This is a genomic window from Idiomarina aminovorans (assembly GCF_023155095.1).
In the GTDB taxonomy this organism is placed as follows: domain Bacteria; phylum Pseudomonadota; class Gammaproteobacteria; order Enterobacterales; family Alteromonadaceae; genus Idiomarina; species Idiomarina aminovorans.
Genome location: NZ_JAKNDA010000003.1, coordinates 19775 through 40383 on the forward strand (window position 1 = coordinate 19775; position 20609 = coordinate 40383).

The window sequence follows — 20609 nt, forward strand, 5'->3', positions numbered from 1 at the left end:
ACTCTTATTTGTTGCGACGGCGTACGATGAATTTATCAGTACGCTTGTTTTTACGGGTTTTGTAGCCCTTGGTCGGCATGCCCCATGGCGTCACCGGATGACGTCCACCAGAACTTCTGCCTTCACCACCACCGTGAGGGTGATCAACTGGGTTCATCGCCACACCGCGAACGGTTGGACGAATACCACGCCAGCGGTTTGCACCAGCTTTACCCAATTGACGCAGCATGTGTTCTGCGTTGCCGACTTCACCGATAGTTGCACGACCTTCAGACTGGATGCGACGCATCTCGCCTGAACGTAAACGAACGGTAACATAAGCACCGTCACGAGCAAGAAGCTGGCAATAAGCACCCGCTGAACGAGCCATCTGAGCACCTTTACCAGGCTGTAACTCTACCGCGTGAACAACACTACCCACAGGGATGTTGCGCATTGGCAGGCTATTACCAGGCTTAATTGGTGCATCAACACCAGACTGAACACGATCGCCTACTGATAGGCTCTTCGGAGCCAGAATGTAACGGCGTTCACCGTCAGCATACAAAACTAAAGCGATATTCGCTGAACGGTTAGGATCGTATTCAATACGCTCAACCTTTGCAGGGATACCATCTTTATTACGTTTAAAGTCAATAACACGGTAGTGGTGTTTATGACCACCGCCAATGTGACGAACCGTGATACGACCGTTATTGTTACGACCACCAGATTTGCTGTTTTTTTCCAGCAATGGTGCGTAAGGCTTGCCTTTGTACAGGTCCTGACCGACGACTTTAACGACGTGGCGTTGACCCGGAGACGTAGGCTTACTTTTAACTACAGCCATGTTTATTCCTCCTGTTACTCAGCGCCGCCAGAGAAGTCGATGTCAGCACCTTCATTTAAGGCAACATACGCTTTTTTCCAGTCACTGCGTTTCCCGAAGCGAGAACCAGTGCGCTTGGCTTTACCCTTCACGTTCACTGTACGTACGTTTTTGACTTCAACTTCAAACAATTTTTCGACAGCCGCTTTGATTTCGGTTTTAGTCGCATCAACAGCTACTTTAAAAACAACCGTGTTGTTATTTTCAGCAGTATTGGTCGATTTTTCCGAAACGTGAGGTGCTAAAATCACTTTAAGCAAACGTTCTTCGCGCATCATGATAACACCTCCTCAAGCTGCTTGACGGCGTCAGCAGTCATCAGCACTTTCTCGAAAGCAATCAGACTGACAGGGTCAATGCCCTGAACATCACGCACGTCGACTTTATGCAAGTTGCGAGACGCTAAAAATAAGTTCTCATCAACTTCTTTGGTCACGATCAAAACGTCGTGCAGATCCATTTCTTTCAGTTTGGCTGCCAATTGCTTCGTTTTTGGTTCTTCAACACCAAACTTTTCAACAACAATCAAACGTTCCTGACGAATCAGTTCCGACAAAATGCTTTTAATCGCACCGCGGTACATTTTTTTGTTAACTTTCTGGCTGTGATTTTGCGGTTTAGCTGCAAAAGTCGCACCACCAGAACGCCAGATAGGACTACGGATTGTACCTGCACGGGCACGACCAGTACCTTTTTGACGCCACGGCTTCTTACCACCACCGGCTACTTCAGAACGAGTTTTCTGAGCTTTAGTGCCCTGTCGAGCACCTGCAGCGTAAGCTACAACTACTTGATGGACAAGGGCTTCATTAAACTCACGTCCAAAGGTAGCTTCGGAAACCTCAAGAGCGCCTTTTGCGTCTTTCAATGTTAATTCCATCACTATTCTCCTCAGACGTTACGCCTTGACCGCTGGTTTAACGATCACATCACTACCGGTTGCACCCGGGACCGCACCTTTGATTAACAACAAGCTGCGTTCTGCATCAACCCGAACTAATTCAAGTGATTGCGTAGTGACTTGCTCATTACCCATCTGACCAGCCATTTTCTTACCTTTAAATACTTTACCAGGCGACTGGTTTTGACCGATTGAACCCGGTGCGCGGTGAGACAATGAGTTACCATGAGTAGCGTCCTGCATGCCGAAGTTCCAGCGCTTCACGGTGCCGGCAAAACCTTTACCTTTTGAAGTACCAGTAACGTCTACTTTCTTAACTTCTGCGAAAATATCAACAGTTAGTTCAGAACCAACTGCGTAATCGTCGCCTTCGCCGTTTTTCAGGCGGAATTCCCAAAGACCACGACCTGCCTCTGTACCAGCTTTAGCAAAATGACCTGCTAAAGGCTTGGTTACACGGCTCGCTTTCTTCTCGCCTGTGGTCACTTGAAGAGCACGGTAACCGTCAGTGTCATCAGATTTAACCTGAGTCACACGGTTTGCCAGCACTTCGATCACAGTAACAGGAACAGAAGCGCCGTCTTCCTGGAAGACACGCGTCATTCCTACTTTACGACCGACTAGACCTATAGCCATTATTAAAACCTCTCGTGTGTAATCCTATTACTGCCCACTCAACCCAAACTAATCTGAACATCAACGCCAGCTGCCAAGTCTAAACGCATAAGCGCGTCAACCGTTTTGTCAGTAGGGTCCATGATATCAATCAGACGCTTGTGGGTGCGGATTTCGTACTGGTCACGCGCGTCTTTATTCACGTGTGGAGAAGTCAGCACGGTGAAGCGTTCTTTCCGAGTTGGCAGTGGGATAGGGCCACGTACCTGAGCACCAGTGCGTTTTGCAGTTTCAACTATCTCTGCAGTCGACTGGTCGATCAGACGGTGATCGAACGCTTTCAAACGAATCCGAATTCTTTGATTAGCCATAAATAAATCAAAGCCTCAATAAAAGAGCATTTAAAAAAGAGCACAGAAAATCGCAACCTCCCTGGCACATACCGGGGGTGCGATTTTCTACGTCAACCGTTCAGTCCCCAATCGGGACTGTTGTCGAACGTCTTTCACACGGCAAAAGCCGATAAACTCAAAAGACGAGGCCGCGAATTATACCGATTCACGGCCGGGTGTCAAGGCTTTAATGTACTTTAGCGTAGTCTTCCACTTGCTCCCAGACACGCATTAGATTACCACCCAGAATCATTTCAATTTCTTTTTCTGAGTATCCTCTGTCTAACAAACCCTGCACCAGGTTTGGATACGTGGATACGTCTTTTAACCCTACCGGCAATGAATCGCCTACACCATCGTAATCAGAACCAATACCAATATGCTCAACACCAATTAAATCACGAACATGGTCAATGTGGTCCAATACGGTATCTAACGTTGCGAACGGATAAGGGTTATTAGCTTCAATATCCTTGATACGGCGCTTCGCTTCATCACTTTCTTCACCATATTGCTCTTTTACTGCGTTAATCCGCTTTTTCATCATGTCACGATAGCGATTTGCCTGCTCCGCTAAAAATGACGAGCCAAAATTGATTTGGATAACACCTTTATTTTCTGCCAAAGCCTTTAGCATGTCGTCGCTCATATTACGTTCAAAGCCCGGAGTATAAGAACGCAGTGATGAATGCGATGCAATCACTGGTACTTCGCTAATCTCTACAGCCTGATAAAACGCATCATCGGAAATGTGAGAAACATCGACCATAACGCCGACTTTATTCATTTCTTTAACCAGTTCCTTACCAAAAGGACTCAAGCCATCCCATTGCCGGCGAATGTCATACGAAGAATCAGAAATGTGGTTTGATAATGAATGCGCCAGAGTAATGTAACGAATTCCCCGCTCATAAAACATATGCAGATTATCCAAATTACCTTCAATTGGCGTACCATTTTCCATACCTAAAGCTATCGACATTAAGCCCTGCTCTTTATGACGACGAATATCATCGGTGCTGTAAGCCAGTGCGAACTTGTCCGGAGCACGCCCAACCAGTGCTTCCATGCCATCAATGAGCTCATGAGCAAGCTGTATACTGCCACCGCTTTCTTCATAGGAAGCCGGGATATAAATTGACATGAAAGGCGCGTTAAGCCCGCCTTGCGCTGCTCTGGGGTAATCAAAATCACCCTCTTTGGTAGCTTCGGTAACGTCTTCCCATTTATTGTGAATTCGATATGGCACATCAATATGTGTGTCGATTAGAAGATACTCTTGCGCTAATCTATTGGCTTTATCACTCGCAGTATACTTCGCTGTTTCAGCGTCGCTTTCGGTTGATGGCGCAGCCGTTGCGCAACCCGTTATTACGGCCAGCACGGAAGCGGTTATCAGAGACTTAAACATACGTATTCCTCTTTTATTGTTATAACGAGATGTACGCAGAGTAGCAAAAGTCTAGCTATGCCGCATCAGTGATGCGCTGAAACTTATGACAGCGCCGACGACTAACGTTCCTAATACCGGCGCGGTCAACCAAATGAGCCACCATTGATCCAATAAAATCATGGGGACTCCTTACTGAGTTTTCTGGCTTTCTTGTTCAGACACCTTATATTTACCGAACGCTTTCATGATTTTCTCCTTTGAATAAATGACAGTGCGTTAGTTAAGTCGCACCAACTAATTCAAAGGTTGTGCCATCTTTTAAATATTTGTTAAGCCCCTAATTTCATTGTTTTTTCTATTGCAACGAAAAAACCATCTACTTTTTAAGTTAGTGTTTTTCGCTAAATTTTAGCGGGTTTATGAAGTTAATGAAGAAACATGTTGGCTGTGGTCATCACGAAACGTCAGCGCGCCATAAAGTAATTGCTCAGCACTATTGGCTCGCGGCCCTTTGACGCTCAAATACTGACGCCACCGTTTGCCGCCCGTCATTCCCTGAAATAACCCCAGCATATGGCGGGCAACATGCCATGCACGGCCGCCCTGACGAATATGATTATCAATGTAAGGGATCATGGCAGTAACCACGGCTTCCCGGGTCATAGTAGAACATTCTTGAGTATTTAACCGGTCCAGTTGAGTTAACAACCAAGGATTTTGATAAGCCGCCCGCCCTATCATCACACCGTGAACCTGAGTTAAATGCGCTTTGACGTCATCGATAGTCGCGATTCCACCATTCATAGAGATTGGAATATCGGGGTATCTCTGTTGTGCCCGGTAAACACGTTCATATTGCAGCTCCGGAATGTCTCTGTTTTCTTTAGGGCTAAGCCCTTGCAGCCAAGCTTTACGGGCGTGCAAGGTTAATTGGTCTGTACCCGCAGCAACAACGGCATCGGTTAGTTCATAGAGAAAGTCATCGGAATCCTGATCATCAATACCGAGCCGGGTCTTTACTGTTATTGGAATATCAGTAACTGCTTTCATCGCTTTTACACAATCAGCGACCTTTAAAGGTTGCGCCATTAAACAGGCGCCAAAACTGCCATTCTGAACTCTGTCGGAAGGACATCCAACATTGATATTCACTTCGTCATAACCGCGTTCTTGCGCCAAAGCAGCACAACGTGCCATCGCGTCCGGTTCGGAGCCACCTAGTTGCAGGGCTACGGGATGTTCCTCTGGATTAAATCCCAGAAAGTCCTGCTGGCCATAAATGATAGCCCCCGTCGTTACCATCTCGGTATAAAGAAGGGTGGTTTGCGTTAGTAAACGATGAAAATACCGGCAGTGACGGTCAGTCCAGTCGAGCATCGGGGCTACAGAAAGCCTGTAATAATATGGTAAAGCCAAAACATCCACCCAAAAGTTAATCGATAAAGCCTGCAATTGCGTGACTTATTTTAACTCAGAATGCAACACTAAGCAGCCTCTTCCGTAAAACCCTTTTCCTCGCCTGTAAAACTCTCTACAATGGCTAAATTGATTTTAAAACTGTAGCAACTAATGACAGCTCAAGAATCTCAACGACTGATACATAAAGCAGAAAAGCTTTGCCAACAACGCGGCGCCAGGCTGACAAACGCTCGTCGTGAGGTATTCGCTATTCTTGCAGAACATTCTGGAGCCGTCGGCGCATACGATTTACTGGATCAACTGCGCGAGGTTATGCCAAATGCAAAACCTCCAACCATTTATCGTGCTCTGGACTTTTTACAAGAGCAAGGTTTTGTCCATAAAATCACTTCGTCTAATAGTTTCGTCCTTTGCTCGCATTTCGACCACCAGCATCCCGTTCAAATGTTAATTTGCAATTCTTGCGGCGATGTTCAGGAAATACAGTCCGAAGGGGTTTACGAGGAACTGAAACATCAAGCTGAAGATCAAGGCTTTAAAGTTCAAAATCAGACCATAGAGGCGCATGGTTTATGCACTAAGTGCCATTCAAAATAGCGCCATTAAAAATAACAATAGGTAACAGAATGAAATTCAGTCATGCTATTGCTACAGCAGCAGTTTATTTTACCGTTAGTCAGGCAGCAACCGCTCAAGCCTTTGACGACAAATTCCGTCAACTTAATGACGATAAATTTCGCAGTCCCAATATCTACCGGACAGCTTCAGGAGCACCAGGCCACGCATACTGGCAGCAAGAAGCCGACTATAAAATTCAGGTTGCTTTAGATGACGAAAATCAAAGCATTACCGCCAAAAGCACCATTACTTATACCAATAACTCACCGGATACTTTGCGCTATTTATGGGTGCAGCTTGATCAGAACCGCTTTAATAAAGAATCCATAGGGCCCAAAAGCCGTGCCTCAGACGAGTTAGAGCGCGTTAGCTTTTCTCGTATGGAAAGTATGTTAACCCAGCAAAGCTTCCCTGCCGGATATGAACTTACCGAAATTAGTCTAGAAAATGGTGAACCGCTTGAGCATTACGTTAACGATACGATGCTACGGCTCGATCTCGATAAGCCGTTAAAAAGTGGCAGCAGCGTTACTTTCAATATTGGCTGGCAGTTCAATATTATTGAAGCCGAAGTGCTTGGCGGCCGTGGTGGTTACGAATATTTCGAAGACGACGGTAATTACCTTTATGAGATGGCTCAGTGGTTCCCGCGTATGGCCGCCTACTATGATGCCCAAGGCTGGCAGAATAAACAGTTCATTGGTAATGGTGAGTTCGCTCTGGAATTTGGTGACTACCGTGTCGAAATAACTGTTCCTGCCGATCACATTGTTGCTTCTACCGGCGTTCTGCAAAATCCTAATGACGTACTCACTTCAATTCAACGTCAGCGCCTGGAACTCGCCCGCAATTCAGAACAACCAGTGAAAATTGTCACCGAAGAAGAAGCTCTGGAAAATCAAAAAGAAGGCAGCAGCGACACCAAAACCTGGATTTTCGAAGCAGAAAAGGTTCGTGATTTTGCCTGGGCATCGTCACGTAAATTTATCTGGGATGCACAAGGTTATAAAAATAACGGCACCGATGTTTTAGCGATGTCTTTTTATCCTGAAGAAGGGAATCCTTTATGGGAGCGTTATTCAACGGCTTCTATCATTCATACTATTGAACACTATAATGACTACAGCTTCGACTACCCTTATCCTGTAGCTATATCAGTGAATGGCCCGGTTGGTGGTATGGAATATCCGATGATCACCTTTAACGGTCCTCGTCCATATGTTGACGAAGACTCCGGTGAGAAGTATTACTCCAAACGTACAAAATACGGTCTTATTTCGGTAATCATTCATGAAATTGGCCATATTTACTTCCCGATGATAGTCAATACGGACGAGCGCCAGTGGACCTGGATGGACGAAGGCATAAACACCTATCTGCAATTCCTGGCTGAGCAAAAATGGGAAGAAGACTACCCTTCATGGCGCGGTGAACCTCGTAACATTACCCGTTATATGGCAAGCAGTGACCAGATGCCTATTATGACTAACTCGGAATCTATTCTGCAGTTTGGTAATAACGCTTACGGGAAGCCGGCAACAGCTCTGAACATATTGCGCGAGACTATCGTTGGGCGCGACCTGTTCGATTTTGCATTCCGCGAATATGCACAACGCTGGAAATTTAAGCGCCCTACACCTGAAGATTTATTCAGAACCTTAGAAGATGCTTCAGGCGTTGATTTAGACTGGTTCTGGCGTGGTTGGTTCTACTCTACTGACCATGTCGACATTTCGTTAGAGCAAGTCCATCAATTAACCATTGATACGCAGGATCCGGACGTTGAAAAAGCCTGGGCAGAAAAGCAACATGATGCGGAGCCCGAGTCGTTAACGACCCAGCGCAACGCCAATGTTAATTACAAAATTCATCAGCAACCGCATCTAACTGATTTTTATAATGAAAACGATGAATTTACGGTGACCAACGCTGACCGTAATAAGTATAAAGAACTCATTGACGGCTTAAATGAAGAACAACAGCAGATGCTGCAAAATAGCCGCAACTTTTACGTGCTCGACTTTGCTAACAAAGGCGGCTTAGTTATGCCCATTTTACTCGACCTTCATTATGAAGATGGTAGTAAAGAGCATATCCGTATTCCTGCAGAGGTTTGGCGCCGTTCACCAGATAACGTCAGTAAATTGTTAATTCGTGATAAAACCCTGACTCAGGTCGTTGTTGACCCAAACTGGGAAACGGCTGACGTTGATACAGAGAATAATTATTGGCCTGCACGGGCTGTTCCATCAAGAATTGAGCTTTTTAAACGTGAAGACCGTAATAAGAGCATGATGGAAGATTTTAATCAGGAGCTGGAGTCTGATAGTAATGACTAAAGTTATTGCGACTCTTGCTGTGATTTTAGCGCTGGTACCCTCGGTATCAGCGCATCGTTACTTTTTTGGGCTAACAGAAATAAGCACCAACCCAAATACGCATGCCGTTGAAATTGTGCATCAGTATACTTTGCACGACGTTCAGCAGGCGTTGAAGAAACGCCTGGGTAAAGCGTTTAGGCTGGAACAAAGTGATGCAGAACAGCAAATTCGCGACTGGGTAAATGAAAAGTTTGAACTCACTGATTCTGCAGGAGAAGCAGTTGTACCAAGCTGGGTCGGTTTTGAAGCTGACTATCAGAAAATTTGGATTTATCAGGAAATCCCTGAGCGTGATAACTTGTGTCGTTGGGAGTTATCCAATACGCTTTTAATGAATAGCTTCTCAGCGCAAATCAATACGATCAACGTTGTTGATGATTATGGTAACCGTAGTCTCACTTTAACCATTGAAAACACATCAGGCACAATTAAGTGTCAGAAAGATATAAAGGGATAAAAGATGAATGCCGAGTTCGTAAACCCATTTCTTCAGGCACTGCAAAATGTCTTGTCGATGATGGCACAAATGGAATTGAAACCCGGTAAGGCGCAGCTTAAAAAAGATGAGTACGCTCGAGGCGATGTATCCGGCGTCATAGGCATGGTTGGTCCACAAGTTAAAGGCTCATTTTCCATTTCTTTTGAAGAAAACTTAGCCTGTGAAATTATGAATAAAATGCTAGGCGAATTACCGGACTCAATTAATGAAGACGTCTGTGACATGGTCGGTGAAATTACCAATATGGTTACCGGCGGAGCCAAAAAAACATTAGGCGAGAAAGGCTACGATTTTGAGATGGCAACCCCTATTGTCGTGTCGGGAAAAGATCATAGCATTTCGCACAAATCTGAAGGCTCAAAACTGATTATGCCCTTCAACCATGTCGCTGGAAAAGCCTATATTGAAATTTGTTTCGATAAAATCAAATAGCGACGATTAGTAACGATCGTCGCTGAAGTTTCGGGCATAATTATCGAATCTTGATAGCTGGCCGTGGAACTTAAGTTCGACTTTGCCAATAGGTCCGTTACGCTGCTTACCGATAATAATTTCGGCTAAACCTTCTTCCGCCGAATCAGGATGATAAACCTCGTCTCTATAGATAAACATAATGACATCTGCGTCCTGCTCAATAGAGCCTGATTCACGCAGGTCTGAATTGACAGGGCGTTTATCCGAGCGTTGTTCTAATGAGCGGTTAAGCTGCGACAACGCCACAACCGGCACTTCCAGCTCTTTCGCTAAAGATTTTAACGAGCGGGAAATCTCAGCAATTTCCAGAGTTCGGTTTTCCGACATACCGGGCACCGTCATAAGCTGCAGGTAATCCACCATAATCATAGATATACCTTTATGCTCTCTGTGAATACGACGCGCCCGGGAACGAACTTCGGTAGGCGTTAAGCCTGAAGAGTCATCGATATAAATATTATTTTTCTCGTTTAGCATGTTCATAACGGACGCAATACGCGCCCAGTCATCATCCTCAAGCTTACCGGTACGCACTTTATTCTGATCAACCCGGCTCAAAGATGCCAGCATACGCATCATTAACTGTTCGGCCGGCATCTCCAGGCTGAACACCAACACCGGACGATCATCATTCAGAGCAATATTCTCCGCCAGGTTCATCGCAAATGTGGTTTTACCCATTGAGGGCCGGGCCGCTATTATAATCAAATCTGAAGGCTGCAAACCTGCTGTCACCTGGTCTAAGTCGGTGAAGCCAGTAGAAACCCCTGTTACACCATTATTATTTTTCAGTTTACTTAACTGCTCAATACGGCTCACCGTACGTTGCAGAATAAGATTTATTCCCTGTGGGCCTTCACTTGAACTGACCCGTTTTTCTGCTATTTGAAAAACTTTTGATTCAGCTAAATCAAGCAGCTCTGCACTATTTCGCCCCTGGGTATCATATCCGGACTCAGCAATGTCATTCGCCGCGCCAATCATTTCTCGCAACACCGCCCGCTCTCTGACGATATTGGCATAAGCTAATATATTCGCCGCACTGGGTGTATTTTTAGCTATCTCGCCAAGGTACGCAAAGCCCCCAATTTGATCTAACTCTCCGGAGGTTTCGAGATTCTCTGATACGGTGACCAAATCCATCGGCTGGTTACGCTGAGAGAGTTCGTGCATCGCCTTAAAAATCAGTCGATGGGATCGATGGTAAAAATCTTCTGCTATAACACTGCCAGCGACATTATCCCAAGCGTCATTATCCAGCATTAAGCCGCCGAGAACGGATTGTTCTGCTTCAATTGAATGTGGAGCTGAGCGCAGTGCTTCTACTGAAGCATCGCGGTTTTTTGACTTTTCTGCCATGAGGAAAGTTGTCTCGCCAAGGGAATTGAATAAGAGGCGTTACTATACAAAATCCCCTCTTATTTAGAAAGCAAAGCGAGACTTAACCAAAGTATTTACTGTTTTTCCAGCGTAATTTGTCCGCTTACCGTTGTTGCCGACACGTTAGCACTACCCTCACCTACCGAAAAGTCCAACTGAGAAGATGGCCCCCTTTCAGCTTCACTCGGTGTATCCTCTGTTAAGCGGTTGGTAATTTCACCACCGGCATTCGACTTTATAGTAAAGCTTGAGTCAATTTCACCTATCCATTTAAAAGTTAAGTCACCACTCACCGAGCTGGATTCGAGTTTTGCGCTACGGTGTAAAGCGGAAGTCAATATGGCATCACCACTGACAGTTGTCAGTTTGGCTTCACGTAACATACCGGCTTTTACATCAATATCGCCAGATACAGTTTGCACGGTCAGTTCAGCAATGGAATCTGACTGGCTTGTTACACCCCCGCTTACCGACTGATAAGTAGCCGATTCTGAGCCATTATTAACATCCATAATAACGCCACTAACCGTTTCAAAACGAACTGTACCTTCAACTGCCTCAGCGTCTATATCGCCGCTTACCGTCTTCAGCAAGACTTGGTTTTTAATTTCTTTAACGTCAATGTTCCCACTGACTAAGCGAATTTCCAAACCGCCAGTAAATGCGTTTGCCGTCACATCCATAGAAACACCATTTACACGAATATCCATAGTTTCTGGCAAGTAAATTTTTAGATCAGAACCTTCCGAATCGCTCGACGAGAAATTAAAACCGCCTTGCTCAGGCGTCTTAACATTAATGTGAACGCCACTCCCCCGTTGTTCAAATATGAAACTTTCAGCTTTCTCATCAAGTTTACCAACGACTCGAACTTCATCTTTATCGTTCACGATGAGTTCAACTTTTCCTCTCATATTATCAATGGAAACCCTGGCCCCCGGAGAGACACTCAATGTTTCATCTACTTTATCTTGTGCTGCAACAACAGAACTCAGCATCAGCAGCGATAATCCGACGAAGCCAAATATCTTGTTCATTTTTAACTCCTGCTTAGATTTCTTGTATGGCAAGTGACAATAATGACAATGGCAGTATTGCTTTGTGAGTTTAGACGACATCAGACAAAGAAGGTTTACACCGCGGAAAATTTGCAAAAAAAAAGCTGCCAAAAGGCAGCTTCTTCAAAAAGTGTAATGACTTAAGCCGCTACAACTTTCAACGTAATGTTTGCAAATACATCGGAATGCAAGTGCAGTTCGATATCAAACTCACCCACTTCACGTAATGTACCATTTGGCATTAATACTTCGCTCTTCTTAACTTCAACGCCAGCAGCAGTCACTGCATCAGCGATATCGCGAGTACCGATAGAACCAAATAACTTACCTTCATCACCCGCTTTAGAAGCAACAGTAATTGTATCTAAAGCATTAACTTTCTCAGCACGAGCTTCAGCAGCCGCTAATTGATCAGCGACTTTTGCTTCATACTCAGCACGACGTTGCTCAAATAATTCAACGTTGCTTTTTGTTGCTGGTACTGCTTTCCCCTGAGGGAACAAAAAGTTACGTGCATAACCTGATTTCACACTGACTTGATCGCCAAGGCTTCCCAAGTTAGCAATTTTATCTAACAAAATGACATTCATTTCTCGCTACCTCTACTTTTGGTAATCGAACCGGTGCTAGCTTACTGATGTGAATCAGTATAAGGCAGCAGTGACAAATAACGAGCACGCTTGATAGCGCGCGCTAACTGACGCTGATACTTAGCGGATGTTCCAGTAATACGGCTAGGAACGATTTTACCAGTTTCAGTAATGTAGTTCTTAAGCGTAGCGATATCTTTGTAATCAATTTCTTTTACGCCATCTGCTTTAAAGCGGCAGAATTTGCGGCGACGAAAAAAACGAGCCATGATGGTCTCCTTAAATCAATTCGAGATGCTGAGCATGAAGTACCAAACGAGGTGAGCCACTGCTATCCTCGTGTCGGTGCAGAAAACCTTCTGCCAGAACTTCACAACCCACCGTCAATTTTTCTATCCAGTGTTGTAAACCTTCACCACTTAAAACGACTTGAATACGCACATAAGATTGGCGATTCATACCAGCTTCCGGTTGCATAGACCGATGTTCAATCACCAATTGTAAATGCTCAATACCTGAAGGGCTGGTTTCCAGCTTAGGTACTTTACTTAACGTTCCGGTTAAATGCAGTCGATTCATAGAGTTTATAGAAGGTCAGCAAGCTTACGCTGCTTCACTGTCACCTTTACGATCTTCCTTCGGCTTAGTCAGCGGCGAAGGCTCTGTAACAGATTCTTTCTTACGCATGATCATGTTGCGTAATACTGCATCGTTAAAACGGAATGCAGTTTCAAGCTCTTCCACAACTTCTGTCGACGCTTCAATGTTCAAAAGAACATAATGCGCTTTGTGCAGCTTGTTGATTGGGTAAGCCAATTGACGACGACCCCAGTCTTCTAAACGATGGATTTGACCACCACCTTGCTTGATCGTTTCGCTGTAGCGTTCGATCATGCCAGGTACTTGCTCGCTTTGGTCCGGGTGGACCATAAATACGATTTCGTAATGACGCATTACAGTTTCCTTTTGGTTCGTATAGCCTCAGTTTAGCTCAGCCGCACTAACATAGAAGCAAGGAACACATTCAGTAAAATTAAAATATGGCTGATTTAAGCCGCGAGATACTAACTAAAATGAATACCAATTGCAAATTAATCGGTGTTTTTATGGGCTTTTTCAATGCGGGAACTGAGTAACGCGACAACTCGGTCAGCTAATTCGTTAGCGACCGCTGTTTCGCCGCGCACGACAATATGGTCTACAATCTTCTCCCGGCGTCTCACGGTGGCGTCAATTTGTACCCTGTTCTGCTGTTCCTTGAACACCAGAGTGACCTGCCACTGTGCGGCACCATCTTCCACTCGATGCCATTCATGTCTTACATCCAGCCGATTGCTGATATCAAAAGCCATATTTTCTACCGACTTGGCGGCATTGCTCTCCAATTCAAACCGGAAAGCGACATAAGGCTTTTCTGAACGCAGCCAGGTAGAAGATTCCCAGTTGGGCGTCCAGCTAATGAACAAAATAGCAATCACAGCCAGAGCAATAGCTATTGGCAAAAGGCGGCGTTTAAGATCCATTTCGTTGTCTGACAACCTCAAATAAGCAGACGCCACTGGCGACGGAAACATTTAAGCTACTGACACTACCGGATAAAGGGATGGACACTAAGTCATCGCAGGTTTCGCGAGTCAGGCGTCTCATACCTTTACCTTCAGCCCCCATTACCAGCGCCACCGCCCCGGTGAAGTCAACGTCGAAAACAGAGTGAGTTGCCTCCCCGGCTGTGCCATAAACCCAGACACCCAGCTCTTGTAAGTCCCGCAGAGCTCTGGCTAAATTGGTCACAACAATCAAAGGCACATTTTCAGCAGCGCCGGATGCGACCTTACGAACCGTCGGTGTAATCTGAGCGGACTTATCCTTTGGCACAATAAAACCAGTAACTCCCGCCGCATCAGCGGTACGTAAACAGGCTCCCAAATTATGCGGGTCTGTCACACCATCGAGCACCAAAAACAATCCCGCTTGCTGACTTTCCTCCAGCAGTTCGGGTAAATCATGCTCGGTTAAGGTAGGAGGCGAATGCACCGTTGCTACAACTCCCTGGTGATTACCGCCCTCGGCACGTTTTTCCAAAGCCTGCTTAGGCACCCATTGCGGTCGAATTCCTACCGAATGGCATTGATTGACAATCTCCCGCACGGAGTCGTCCTGGCGCTCTTTGGAAACATATAATTCAACCAGACGATCAGGGTGTTTTTTTAATATTGCGCGCACCGCATGCAAGCCGAACACTGTCACTTTTTGACTCATGACTTATTATGCCCTTTGCCGCCGCGGTTGTTGCCTTTTCGTTGACTTCCTTTGCCCCGGGGTTGTCCTTTCCTTTTACCCTTTGCTGAACCTTTATCTGGCATAGTGCGTTTCTTCCCCCCCGGACTGGTTGCTTCGAGTAAGGTTAAATCTATTTTACGATCATCAAGATTGACGTCTTTTACTTTGACTTTTACATTGTCACCCAGACGGAAAACGCTGTGGCTATTTTCTCCAACCAACATGCCTTTTTGCTGATCAAAGTTATAGTAATCATTATCAAGGTTACTGATATGAATAAGTCCATCAATCTGGTAATCACTTAAGCGCACGAAGAGACCAAAATTAGTGACCGATGAAATAACCCCTTCAAACTCCATCCCCACATGGTCGAGCATAAACTCGCATTTCAGCCATTCATCAACCTGACGAGTTGCGTCATCGGCACGACGCTCGGTCATCGATGTATGAACACCCAACTCATCTAACTGCTTCTCTGAGTATGCCCATGCGCCAACTAATCCTTTTTCTTCACTCTCGCGCTTGTGCAGAATCGCCTTTATTGCCCGATGCAAAATGAGATCCGGATAACGACGAATAGGTGAGGTGAAGTGAGCATAAGACTTTAGCGATAACCCGAAATGCCCTTTATTCTCGGCCTGATAAACCGCTTGGCGCATAGAACGTAACAACATGGTTTCAATCAATTCATGATCCTGGCGTTCTTTAACTTGTTCCAGCAGTATCGCGTAATCCTTTGGAGACGGCTCATCACCACCTTCCAGATTCAGACCCAGCTCACCAAGGAAGCTCCGAAAGTTATTAAGTCGCTCATCAGCCGGAGTTTCATGCACACGGAACAAGGCACCCACTTCTTTATCGGATTCAATAAGTTGAGCAGACGCGACATTTGCCATAATCATGCATTCTTCAATGATTTTATGGGCTACATGCCGCTTAACGGGTTCGATATTTTCAATTTTACGCTCAGCATTAAAAATAAAGCGCGTTTCCTGCGTATCAAACTCAATAGCTGAGCGGCGCTTACGAGCTGCACTTAACGCATTGTAAAGTCGCTCCAGCTCCTGCACATTGTCCATCACATGCTGGTACTGACGCTGTAACTCTTCATCGCCATCAAGCAGCTTTTTCACTTTACCGTAAGTCAGCCGTGCATGGCTTTTCATGACCGCCGGGTAAAACTGAGTAGATTTTAGCTTACCGCGTGGACCTAACTCCATTTCTGCAACCATGCACAAGCGGTCAACATCAGGATTCAAAGAACATAATCCGTTAGACAACTTTTCCGGCAGCATCGGAATAACATTGCTCGGGAAGTACACCGAATTACCACGCTCAGTTGCCGCTTTATCAAGCATTGTATCAGGTCGCACATAGTAAGACACATCGGCAATGGCTACCCATAAGCGCCAGCCTTTATTTTCTGGTATACAGCAGACTGCGTCGTCAAAATCACGTGAATCTTCACCATCAATAGTAATTAATGGTAAGTCGCGTAAATCTTTACGCCCTTCATAGGCCTCAGCAGGCACTTCTTCGCTGTATTTCTTCAATTCTTCATCGACTTCCGCAGGCCATTCAGTCGGTATATCGTGTTCTCGAATAGCAACCTGAATTTCCATGCCCGGTGCCATGTGCTCACCCAACACTTCGCTCACCCGGCCAATAGGGCTGGTGCGTCGATTGGGTCTACGGGTAATATCAACCACTACCAACTGACCATGACGAGCGCCATTCTTATCGGCATCCGGAATCAGAACATCCTGACTGATACGGCCGTCGTCAGGAACCACAATACCTAAGCCATGCTCTATAAAGTAACGCCCGACAATATTACTGTCACGGGGCTCAGTGACTCGCACGATACGCCCTTCAGTGCGGCCGCGGCTGTCTTTCCCGCTGGTTTTCACCAACACTCTGTCGCCATGTAATACCGAATACATTTGATGATGTGGAATGAAAAGATCTTTGCCGCCGTCTTCGGTCTGACAGAACCCAAAACCGTCTTTATGACCAATAATACGACCTTTAATCAAATCCATACGCTCAGGCAAACCATACGCATTGGCTTTACTGTATATAAGCTGCCCGTCACGCTCCATAGCGCGTAAGCGACGTTTCAGACCAACTGCCTGACGTTCATCGTCTAAGCTAAAATGACTAATAAACTCGTCAAAATGGACCGGCTTATTGTTTGACGTGACGAGTTCGAGTAATTGCTCACGGCCTGGAATTTCAACTTCATATTCTGGCGTACTGTTGTGCTGTTGATTATCTGACATAGAATCCTATTGTAGTTTTACGGTTAAGGAGGACCGATGGGCAACAGTATACGTGTTGAATTTCATAATGTCAGTGCTTAGCTTGTATTTTGAACAAAAGGTACCCATATTCTATCTAATTGATAAAAATGAGTTGTCGAATTGTCTTGTATACTCTAATTTGAGAGCTGAAACATTTACTACGATCAAAGACATGCAAAAACACGCAGTACATAAAGCTAACTTAAACTGGCTCCAAAAAGGATGCTATCAGCTAGTGCTGTGCTTGTTGCTTATCCTACTTAATACCGCCAGCTATGTGGCATCCGCCGAAAGCGGCGATAAACATGTCACAAATCAGCCGGCCCCTGACTCAGTTTTCGTTGCCGATTTCTCGTCACCTGTTTTTGAGGTTCAGGCTGAAGAACCTGAATTCGATGAAGCAATAGATGTTTCAGCAAGAGTGTTTCAAAGCGTTCCGTCGCTTGCTCCTCTTGCTCAGGGGCAAAGTAAGCGGAAACTCACTCGGTGGAACTGGCATCTCGTTCGCGGACCACCCGCTCACCTTTAAAAATTCTGTTGTTTTCTAATTTTTAAAGGAGTATGTCATGAGTGAGTTTAAAGAAATTCAATGGTCTTCTGCAGCCGATACAATTGCAATACGCCACAACTATGATCACCAGCCAGTAGTTAGCTGGCACGATAGTGCTATGCAGGTTGTCGATGATTTTACCAAAATGTCTGCCCTCGAAATGAGGGAAAGCACCCTGGTTGACGACGCTGAGCAGAAGCTTCGAGGTGCCAGTCGTCGCTATGCCTGCATAGAAAACCCAAACGGAGAGATGACAGGTTTACTAGCACTTAGAGAGCTTCATGGACGCAAAGCGACCCAACTTAGTGCAGTCAAGCGAGTTAGATGGCACGAATTAGCGGTAAAAGAGTTGATGTTACCTCTGGTCGCACTACCACAGGTAAAACTTGAGGATTTAAAGAAAGCTAAAATCGGTGACGCAGCGGCAACGCTCAAAGCCAGTGGGCGCGACTTTCTTCTCGTGATTAACGATGGAGAAGTATGTGGCGTTGTGTCATCACTTAAAATAGCTGAATTAACAGGTGAATCTGTGAACGTCTATCACCTACCCTCAACTTTTGCTGAAATTATTTCAGCAATAAATCATCATGAGATTATTGACTAAAACAGGCTGCATGTCAGAAGTGCTTTTGTGCTTCTGGCAACTAACGAGCTACCAGCTACCTATAGAAGGCGCGTTTCATACTTTCCTGATCGCGATGGTGCTGCCAGTCAAAGATAGTATATATTATTCATACTTATTTCATAACTAAGATGTTGTCGTGTGACAAACTAGTCTGTTAACTTTAGTTTTTTACAAAAAACTTACGGAAAAATATGAAATTCACCACCAGTTACTATGAACTTGTTTTTGGGTTGACGTCTCCGATCGGGGTTAGCCAAGAAGAGACGATTAATTGCCTAAAGTCGCTTCTTCAAGACCACAATTGGCATTATCAAGTTGTCTCCACCTCTAACTTAATTCTGAATAAACCTAGCGAAGCTGAAAATTACTTGCCTGAGGCAGGCTGCACAGCATTCCGTTTACTGGAAAAACAAAAAAAATATCAAAAAAAACTAAATAAAGAGAATCCTTTCAATTCAATTAGCGCATCTCTCGCTATCGACAGGATTAAAAGCAGCAGGGAAGATAATCAAAAATTTTGCAAGGAGAACGCAAAACCAGGAACTGTTTATCTTGTAACCAATTTGAGCGAATCCAAAGATTCCGATTGCTTGAAATCTTTATACAAGGAAGGTTTTTTCCAATTTGGATTAACCAGTTCACCAGAAAGTAGAAGAAAAAACTTAAATCGAGTTCTCGACTCTTTAAAATATTCGACCAACCCAGAAAATGAATTTGCTAATAAGGTCGCCGAGAGTTTAGAAAAAAATGAAATATCAAAAGTTTTTGTCCAATCCGACTTTTTCGTAAATACAGAAGAAAACTTAAAGTCGACTATCGAACGCTTTATTGACCTCATACTCGGAGCTCCAAATATAAGCCCTACAGCAGAGGAACACTCGATGTTTATGGCTTTTATGTCATCTGTGAACTCCGCAGATCTCTCGCGCCAAGTTGGAGCAGTCATTACCTCGAAAGAGAATGACATCATTGCCACAGGTTCAAATGACGTCCAAAAAAGTGGTGGCGGAAAGTATTGGCCGGATGAAACTTATCTACCTTTAACAGAAGAAAATACCAACGTATTTAACGACAAAAGAGACGCAGCGCTAGGCTATGACGCTAACTCAAGAGAAATCTATGAGTTATCGAAACAAATAGCCCAATCGTTAATCTTTAATTCACGAATAAAAACTTCTGAGGCAGATGCCAGTTTAAAAGAAGAAGAAATTGTTAAAGTACTACGTGAAAAAACAAGGTTAAAAGATCTTACAGAGTTCGGCCGAGTTGTTCACGCTGAAATGTCAGCTTTAATGAGTGCGTTGCGAATTGGTGCTGACGTAAAAGGTACAACTTTGTTCTGTACTACTTTTCCTTGTCACAACTGTGCAAAACACATTATCGCAAGTGGTGTAAGCAAAGTTGTCTATATAGAACCATACGCGAAAAGTAAAGCAACAGAACTTCACGATGACGCGATATCCATTGAAGAATGTACCCCTGGTAAGGTAACCTTTTTATCATTTACAGGTGTTGGCCCTAATCGCTATTTAGATTTATTTTCTACTATGGGGCTAGGTTCAAGTGGCCGGATAAAAAGGAAGGATGCAGATGCTCAAGCAATCTTCACTAAAAAAGGTGAATACACTAATCCTCGCATTAAGACTCCTCTAGAAATCTATTCTCTCAGTGAGAATCAAGACGATATCTGCGTAGCTATTAAAACAGCAAAAGACATCGCTAGTTCAAAAGAAGAAGTGTTCAATACTAAATTTAAATCTCACATTAAAATTTATAGAGGAACCGAAAGCTTTAATATGATCAACAAAGTTGCTCCTTTAAGAAAGAATTACCCTTTCGATTATGGGTTTAAAGTGTCTTGTGTCGAACCTGATTATCAAGATAGTTTATTTGAAGGCTTAAGAGTTTATTTCAGGCTAAGTTCCGGAAAAAACAGTTTCCTACTTGCAAATTCAATAACACCCACAGTAGAGGTCGGTAAAACCTATGAAAATGGTGATATTCTACAAGGTGAAATCGTTAGCACCGTGAGAAAAACTAGTGGTCAGTGGTGGATTGACAAGATCAGCGATAATCATAAATCCGACTATAGGATAACAGATGAAGAAACAATTACCTATCTTGATGATGTTGATCCAGAAAAAGTAATATTTAAATTATTTAAAAATTCAAGAGGATATTATCATGTATCAGAAGTAGAGCCATTTATTGAATAATATTTCCTGAATTCAGATAATAACCGCAACACTCATGTAATGGGATA

23 protein-coding genes are annotated in these 20609 nt (G+C 44.4%); 7 read left to right on the forward strand and 16 right to left on the reverse strand.

The window, feature by feature from the left end:
- Window positions 1-4: 4 nt before the first annotated feature.
- The 7 genes from rplB to dusA form a co-directional block, all read right to left on the reverse strand.
- Window positions 5-829 (reverse strand): 50S ribosomal protein L2, encoded by an 825-nt coding sequence (rplB, locus tag L8G48_RS06695; RefSeq protein WP_248263832.1) that lies wholly within the window; start codon window positions 827-829, stop codon window positions 5-7.
- 14 nt (window positions 830-843) lie between these two features.
- The gene (rplW, locus tag L8G48_RS06700) at window positions 844-1146 is read right to left on the reverse strand and encodes a 50S ribosomal protein L23 (RefSeq protein ID WP_248263833.1); all 303 of its coding nucleotides are present in this window, start codon (window positions 1144-1146) and stop codon (window positions 844-846) included.
- A complete protein-coding gene (rplD, locus tag L8G48_RS06705) occupies window positions 1143-1748 on the reverse strand; it encodes a 50S ribosomal protein L4 (protein ID WP_248263834.1) in 606 nt (201 codons plus the stop codon). Before rplD ends, rplW begins: the two co-directional genes overlap by 4 nt.
- A gap of 18 nt (window positions 1749-1766) precedes the next feature.
- Window positions 1767-2405, reverse strand: coding sequence for a 50S ribosomal protein L3 (gene rplC, locus L8G48_RS06710; RefSeq protein ID WP_248263835.1), 639 nt, complete (start codon window positions 2403-2405; stop codon window positions 1767-1769).
- Between the two features lie 38 nt (window positions 2406-2443).
- The gene (rpsJ, locus tag L8G48_RS06715; RefSeq protein WP_053954198.1) at window positions 2444-2755 is read right to left on the reverse strand and encodes a 30S ribosomal protein S10; all 312 of its coding nucleotides are present in this window, start codon (window positions 2753-2755) and stop codon (window positions 2444-2446) included.
- A gap of 208 nt (window positions 2756-2963) precedes the next feature.
- Window positions 2964-4187 carry a dipeptidase gene (locus L8G48_RS06720; protein ID WP_248263836.1) on the reverse strand — a complete coding sequence of 408 codons (1224 nt, stop codon included), beginning with the start codon at window positions 4185-4187 and terminating at the stop codon, window positions 2964-2966.
- Between the two features lie 399 nt (window positions 4188-4586).
- Window positions 4587-5585 (reverse strand): tRNA dihydrouridine(20/20a) synthase DusA, encoded by a 999-nt coding sequence (gene dusA, locus L8G48_RS06725; RefSeq protein WP_248263837.1) that lies wholly within the window; start codon window positions 5583-5585, stop codon window positions 4587-4589.
- Window positions 5586-5738: 153 nt separating this feature from the next.
- Here dusA and zur point away from each other — a divergent pair, with 153 nt between their 5' ends.
- From zur to L8G48_RS06745, 4 genes are read left to right on the forward strand one after another with little or no spacing between them, the layout of a single operon-like run.
- Window positions 5739-6185, forward strand: a complete 447-nt coding sequence (gene zur, locus L8G48_RS06730) for a zinc uptake transcriptional repressor Zur (protein ID WP_248263838.1) — start codon at window positions 5739-5741, stop codon at window positions 6183-6185.
- A 29-nt stretch (window positions 6186-6214) separates the two neighbouring features.
- Window positions 6215-8545 carry a M1 family metallopeptidase gene (locus L8G48_RS06735; protein ID WP_248263839.1) on the forward strand — a complete coding sequence of 777 codons (2331 nt, stop codon included), beginning with the start codon at window positions 6215-6217 and terminating at the stop codon, window positions 8543-8545.
- Window positions 8538-9044: a DUF6702 family protein gene (locus L8G48_RS06740; protein ID WP_248263840.1), complete on the forward strand. Its 507-nt coding sequence runs from the start codon at window positions 8538-8540 to the stop codon at window positions 9042-9044. Before L8G48_RS06735 ends, L8G48_RS06740 begins: the two co-directional genes overlap by 8 nt.
- A gap of 3 nt (window positions 9045-9047) precedes the next feature.
- Window positions 9048-9518, forward strand: a complete 471-nt coding sequence (locus L8G48_RS06745; RefSeq protein WP_248263841.1) for a chemotaxis protein CheX — start codon at window positions 9048-9050, stop codon at window positions 9516-9518.
- Between the two features lie 6 nt (window positions 9519-9524).
- Here L8G48_RS06745 and dnaB read toward each other — a convergent pair whose 3' ends face one another.
- The 9 genes from dnaB to rnr all read right to left on the reverse strand — a co-directional run bounded on the left by dnaB (window position 9525) and on the right by rnr (window position 17150).
- Window positions 9525-10919, reverse strand: a complete 1395-nt coding sequence (dnaB, locus tag L8G48_RS06750; protein WP_248263842.1) for a replicative DNA helicase — start codon at window positions 10917-10919, stop codon at window positions 9525-9527.
- A 95-nt stretch (window positions 10920-11014) separates the two neighbouring features.
- A complete protein-coding gene (locus L8G48_RS06755) occupies window positions 11015-11977 on the reverse strand; it encodes a DUF4097 family beta strand repeat-containing protein (RefSeq protein WP_248263843.1) in 963 nt (320 codons plus the stop codon).
- A gap of 161 nt (window positions 11978-12138) precedes the next feature.
- On the reverse strand, window positions 12139-12588 hold the full coding sequence (rplI, locus tag L8G48_RS06760; RefSeq protein ID WP_248263844.1) for a 50S ribosomal protein L9: 450 nt from the start codon (window positions 12586-12588) through the stop codon (window positions 12139-12141).
- Window positions 12589-12629: 41 nt separating this feature from the next.
- Entirely contained in the window at window positions 12630-12857 is a 228-nt protein-coding gene (gene rpsR / locus L8G48_RS06765; protein WP_011235166.1) for a 30S ribosomal protein S18, read from the reverse strand.
- Window positions 12858-12867: 10 nt separating this feature from the next.
- The gene (gene priB, locus L8G48_RS06770; protein WP_248263845.1) at window positions 12868-13167 is read right to left on the reverse strand and encodes a primosomal replication protein N; all 300 of its coding nucleotides are present in this window, start codon (window positions 13165-13167) and stop codon (window positions 12868-12870) included.
- Between the two features lie 24 nt (window positions 13168-13191).
- The gene (gene rpsF, locus L8G48_RS06775; protein WP_248263846.1) at window positions 13192-13542 is read right to left on the reverse strand and encodes a 30S ribosomal protein S6; all 351 of its coding nucleotides are present in this window, start codon (window positions 13540-13542) and stop codon (window positions 13192-13194) included.
- Window positions 13543-13679: 137 nt separating this feature from the next.
- Window positions 13680-14111 carry a signaling protein gene (locus tag L8G48_RS06780; RefSeq protein ID WP_248263847.1) on the reverse strand — a complete coding sequence of 144 codons (432 nt, stop codon included), beginning with the start codon at window positions 14109-14111 and terminating at the stop codon, window positions 13680-13682.
- Window positions 14101-14847, reverse strand: a complete 747-nt coding sequence (gene rlmB / locus L8G48_RS06785; protein ID WP_248263848.1) for a 23S rRNA (guanosine(2251)-2'-O)-methyltransferase RlmB — start codon at window positions 14845-14847, stop codon at window positions 14101-14103. Before rlmB ends, L8G48_RS06780 begins: the two co-directional genes overlap by 11 nt.
- The gene (rnr, locus tag L8G48_RS06790) at window positions 14844-17150 is read right to left on the reverse strand and encodes a ribonuclease R (protein ID WP_248263849.1); all 2307 of its coding nucleotides are present in this window, start codon (window positions 17148-17150) and stop codon (window positions 14844-14846) included. Before rnr ends, rlmB begins: the two co-directional genes overlap by 4 nt.
- Before the next feature lie 193 nt (window positions 17151-17343).
- On the opposite strand from rnr, the gene L8G48_RS06795 reads away from it, so the two are divergent.
- The 3 genes from L8G48_RS06795 (at window position 17344) to L8G48_RS06805 (ending at window position 20562) form a co-directional block, all read left to right on the forward strand.
- Window positions 17344-17700, forward strand: a complete 357-nt coding sequence (locus L8G48_RS06795; RefSeq protein ID WP_248263850.1) for a hypothetical protein — start codon at window positions 17344-17346, stop codon at window positions 17698-17700.
- Between the two features lie 37 nt (window positions 17701-17737).
- Complete coding sequence (locus tag L8G48_RS06800; protein ID WP_248263851.1) at window positions 17738-18325, forward strand: CBS domain-containing protein; 588 nt, start codon at window positions 17738-17740, stop codon at window positions 18323-18325.
- A gap of 212 nt (window positions 18326-18537) precedes the next feature.
- Window positions 18538-20562 (forward strand): deaminase, encoded by a 2025-nt coding sequence (locus tag L8G48_RS06805; RefSeq protein ID WP_248263852.1) that lies wholly within the window; start codon window positions 18538-18540, stop codon window positions 20560-20562.
- Window positions 20563-20609: the final 47 nt, after the last annotated feature.

Excerpts from the sequence above, each read along its gene's own strand:
- rplB (WP_248263832.1), bottom strand. The coding sequence starts at position 829 with ATGGCTGTAGTTAAAAGTAAGCCTACGTCTCCGGGTCAACGCCACGTC.
- rplW (WP_248263833.1), bottom strand. The coding sequence starts at position 1,146 with ATGATGCGCGAAGAACGTTTGCTTAAAGTGATTTTAGCACCTCACGTT.
- rplD (WP_248263834.1), bottom strand. The coding sequence starts at position 1,748 with ATGGAATTAACATTGAAAGACGCAAAAGGCGCTCTTGAGGTTTCCGAA.
- rplC (WP_248263835.1), bottom strand. The coding sequence starts at position 2,405 with ATGGCTATAGGTCTAGTCGGTCGTAAAGTAGGAATGACGCGTGTCTTC.
- rpsJ (WP_053954198.1), bottom strand. The coding sequence starts at position 2,755 with ATGGCTAATCAAAGAATTCGGATTCGTTTGAAAGCGTTCGATCACCGT.
- L8G48_RS06720 (WP_248263836.1), bottom strand. The coding sequence starts at position 4,187 with ATGTTTAAGTCTCTGATAACCGCTTCCGTGCTGGCCGTAATAACGGGT.
- zur (WP_248263838.1), top strand. The coding sequence starts at position 5,739 with ATGACAGCTCAAGAATCTCAACGACTGATACATAAAGCAGAAAAGCTT.
- L8G48_RS06735 (WP_248263839.1), top strand. The coding sequence starts at position 6,215 with ATGAAATTCAGTCATGCTATTGCTACAGCAGCAGTTTATTTTACCGTT.
- L8G48_RS06740 (WP_248263840.1), top strand. The coding sequence starts at position 8,538 with ATGACTAAAGTTATTGCGACTCTTGCTGTGATTTTAGCGCTGGTACCC.
- L8G48_RS06745 (WP_248263841.1), top strand. The coding sequence starts at position 9,048 with ATGAATGCCGAGTTCGTAAACCCATTTCTTCAGGCACTGCAAAATGTC.
- dnaB (WP_248263842.1), bottom strand. The coding sequence starts at position 10,919 with ATGGCAGAAAAGTCAAAAAACCGCGATGCTTCAGTAGAAGCACTGCGC.
- L8G48_RS06755 (WP_248263843.1), bottom strand. The coding sequence starts at position 11,977 with ATGAACAAGATATTTGGCTTCGTCGGATTATCGCTGCTGATGCTGAGT.
- rplI (WP_248263844.1), bottom strand. The coding sequence starts at position 12,588 with ATGAATGTCATTTTGTTAGATAAAATTGCTAACTTGGGAAGCCTTGGC.
- rpsR (WP_011235166.1), bottom strand. The coding sequence starts at position 12,857 with ATGGCTCGTTTTTTTCGTCGCCGCAAATTCTGCCGCTTTAAAGCAGAT.
- priB (WP_248263845.1), bottom strand. The coding sequence starts at position 13,167 with ATGAATCGACTGCATTTAACCGGAACGTTAAGTAAAGTACCTAAGCTG.
- rpsF (WP_248263846.1), bottom strand. The coding sequence starts at position 13,542 with ATGCGTCATTACGAAATCGTATTTATGGTCCACCCGGACCAAAGCGAG.
- L8G48_RS06780 (WP_248263847.1), bottom strand. The coding sequence starts at position 14,111 with ATGGATCTTAAACGCCGCCTTTTGCCAATAGCTATTGCTCTGGCTGTG.
- rlmB (WP_248263848.1), bottom strand. The coding sequence starts at position 14,847 with ATGAGTCAAAAAGTGACAGTGTTCGGCTTGCATGCGGTGCGCGCAATA.
- rnr (WP_248263849.1), bottom strand. The coding sequence starts at position 17,150 with ATGTCAGATAATCAACAGCACAACAGTACGCCAGAATATGAAGTTGAA.
- L8G48_RS06795 (WP_248263850.1), top strand. The coding sequence starts at position 17,344 with ATGCAAAAACACGCAGTACATAAAGCTAACTTAAACTGGCTCCAAAAA.
- L8G48_RS06800 (WP_248263851.1), top strand. The coding sequence starts at position 17,738 with ATGAGTGAGTTTAAAGAAATTCAATGGTCTTCTGCAGCCGATACAATT.
- L8G48_RS06805 (WP_248263852.1), top strand. The coding sequence starts at position 18,538 with ATGAAATTCACCACCAGTTACTATGAACTTGTTTTTGGGTTGACGTCT.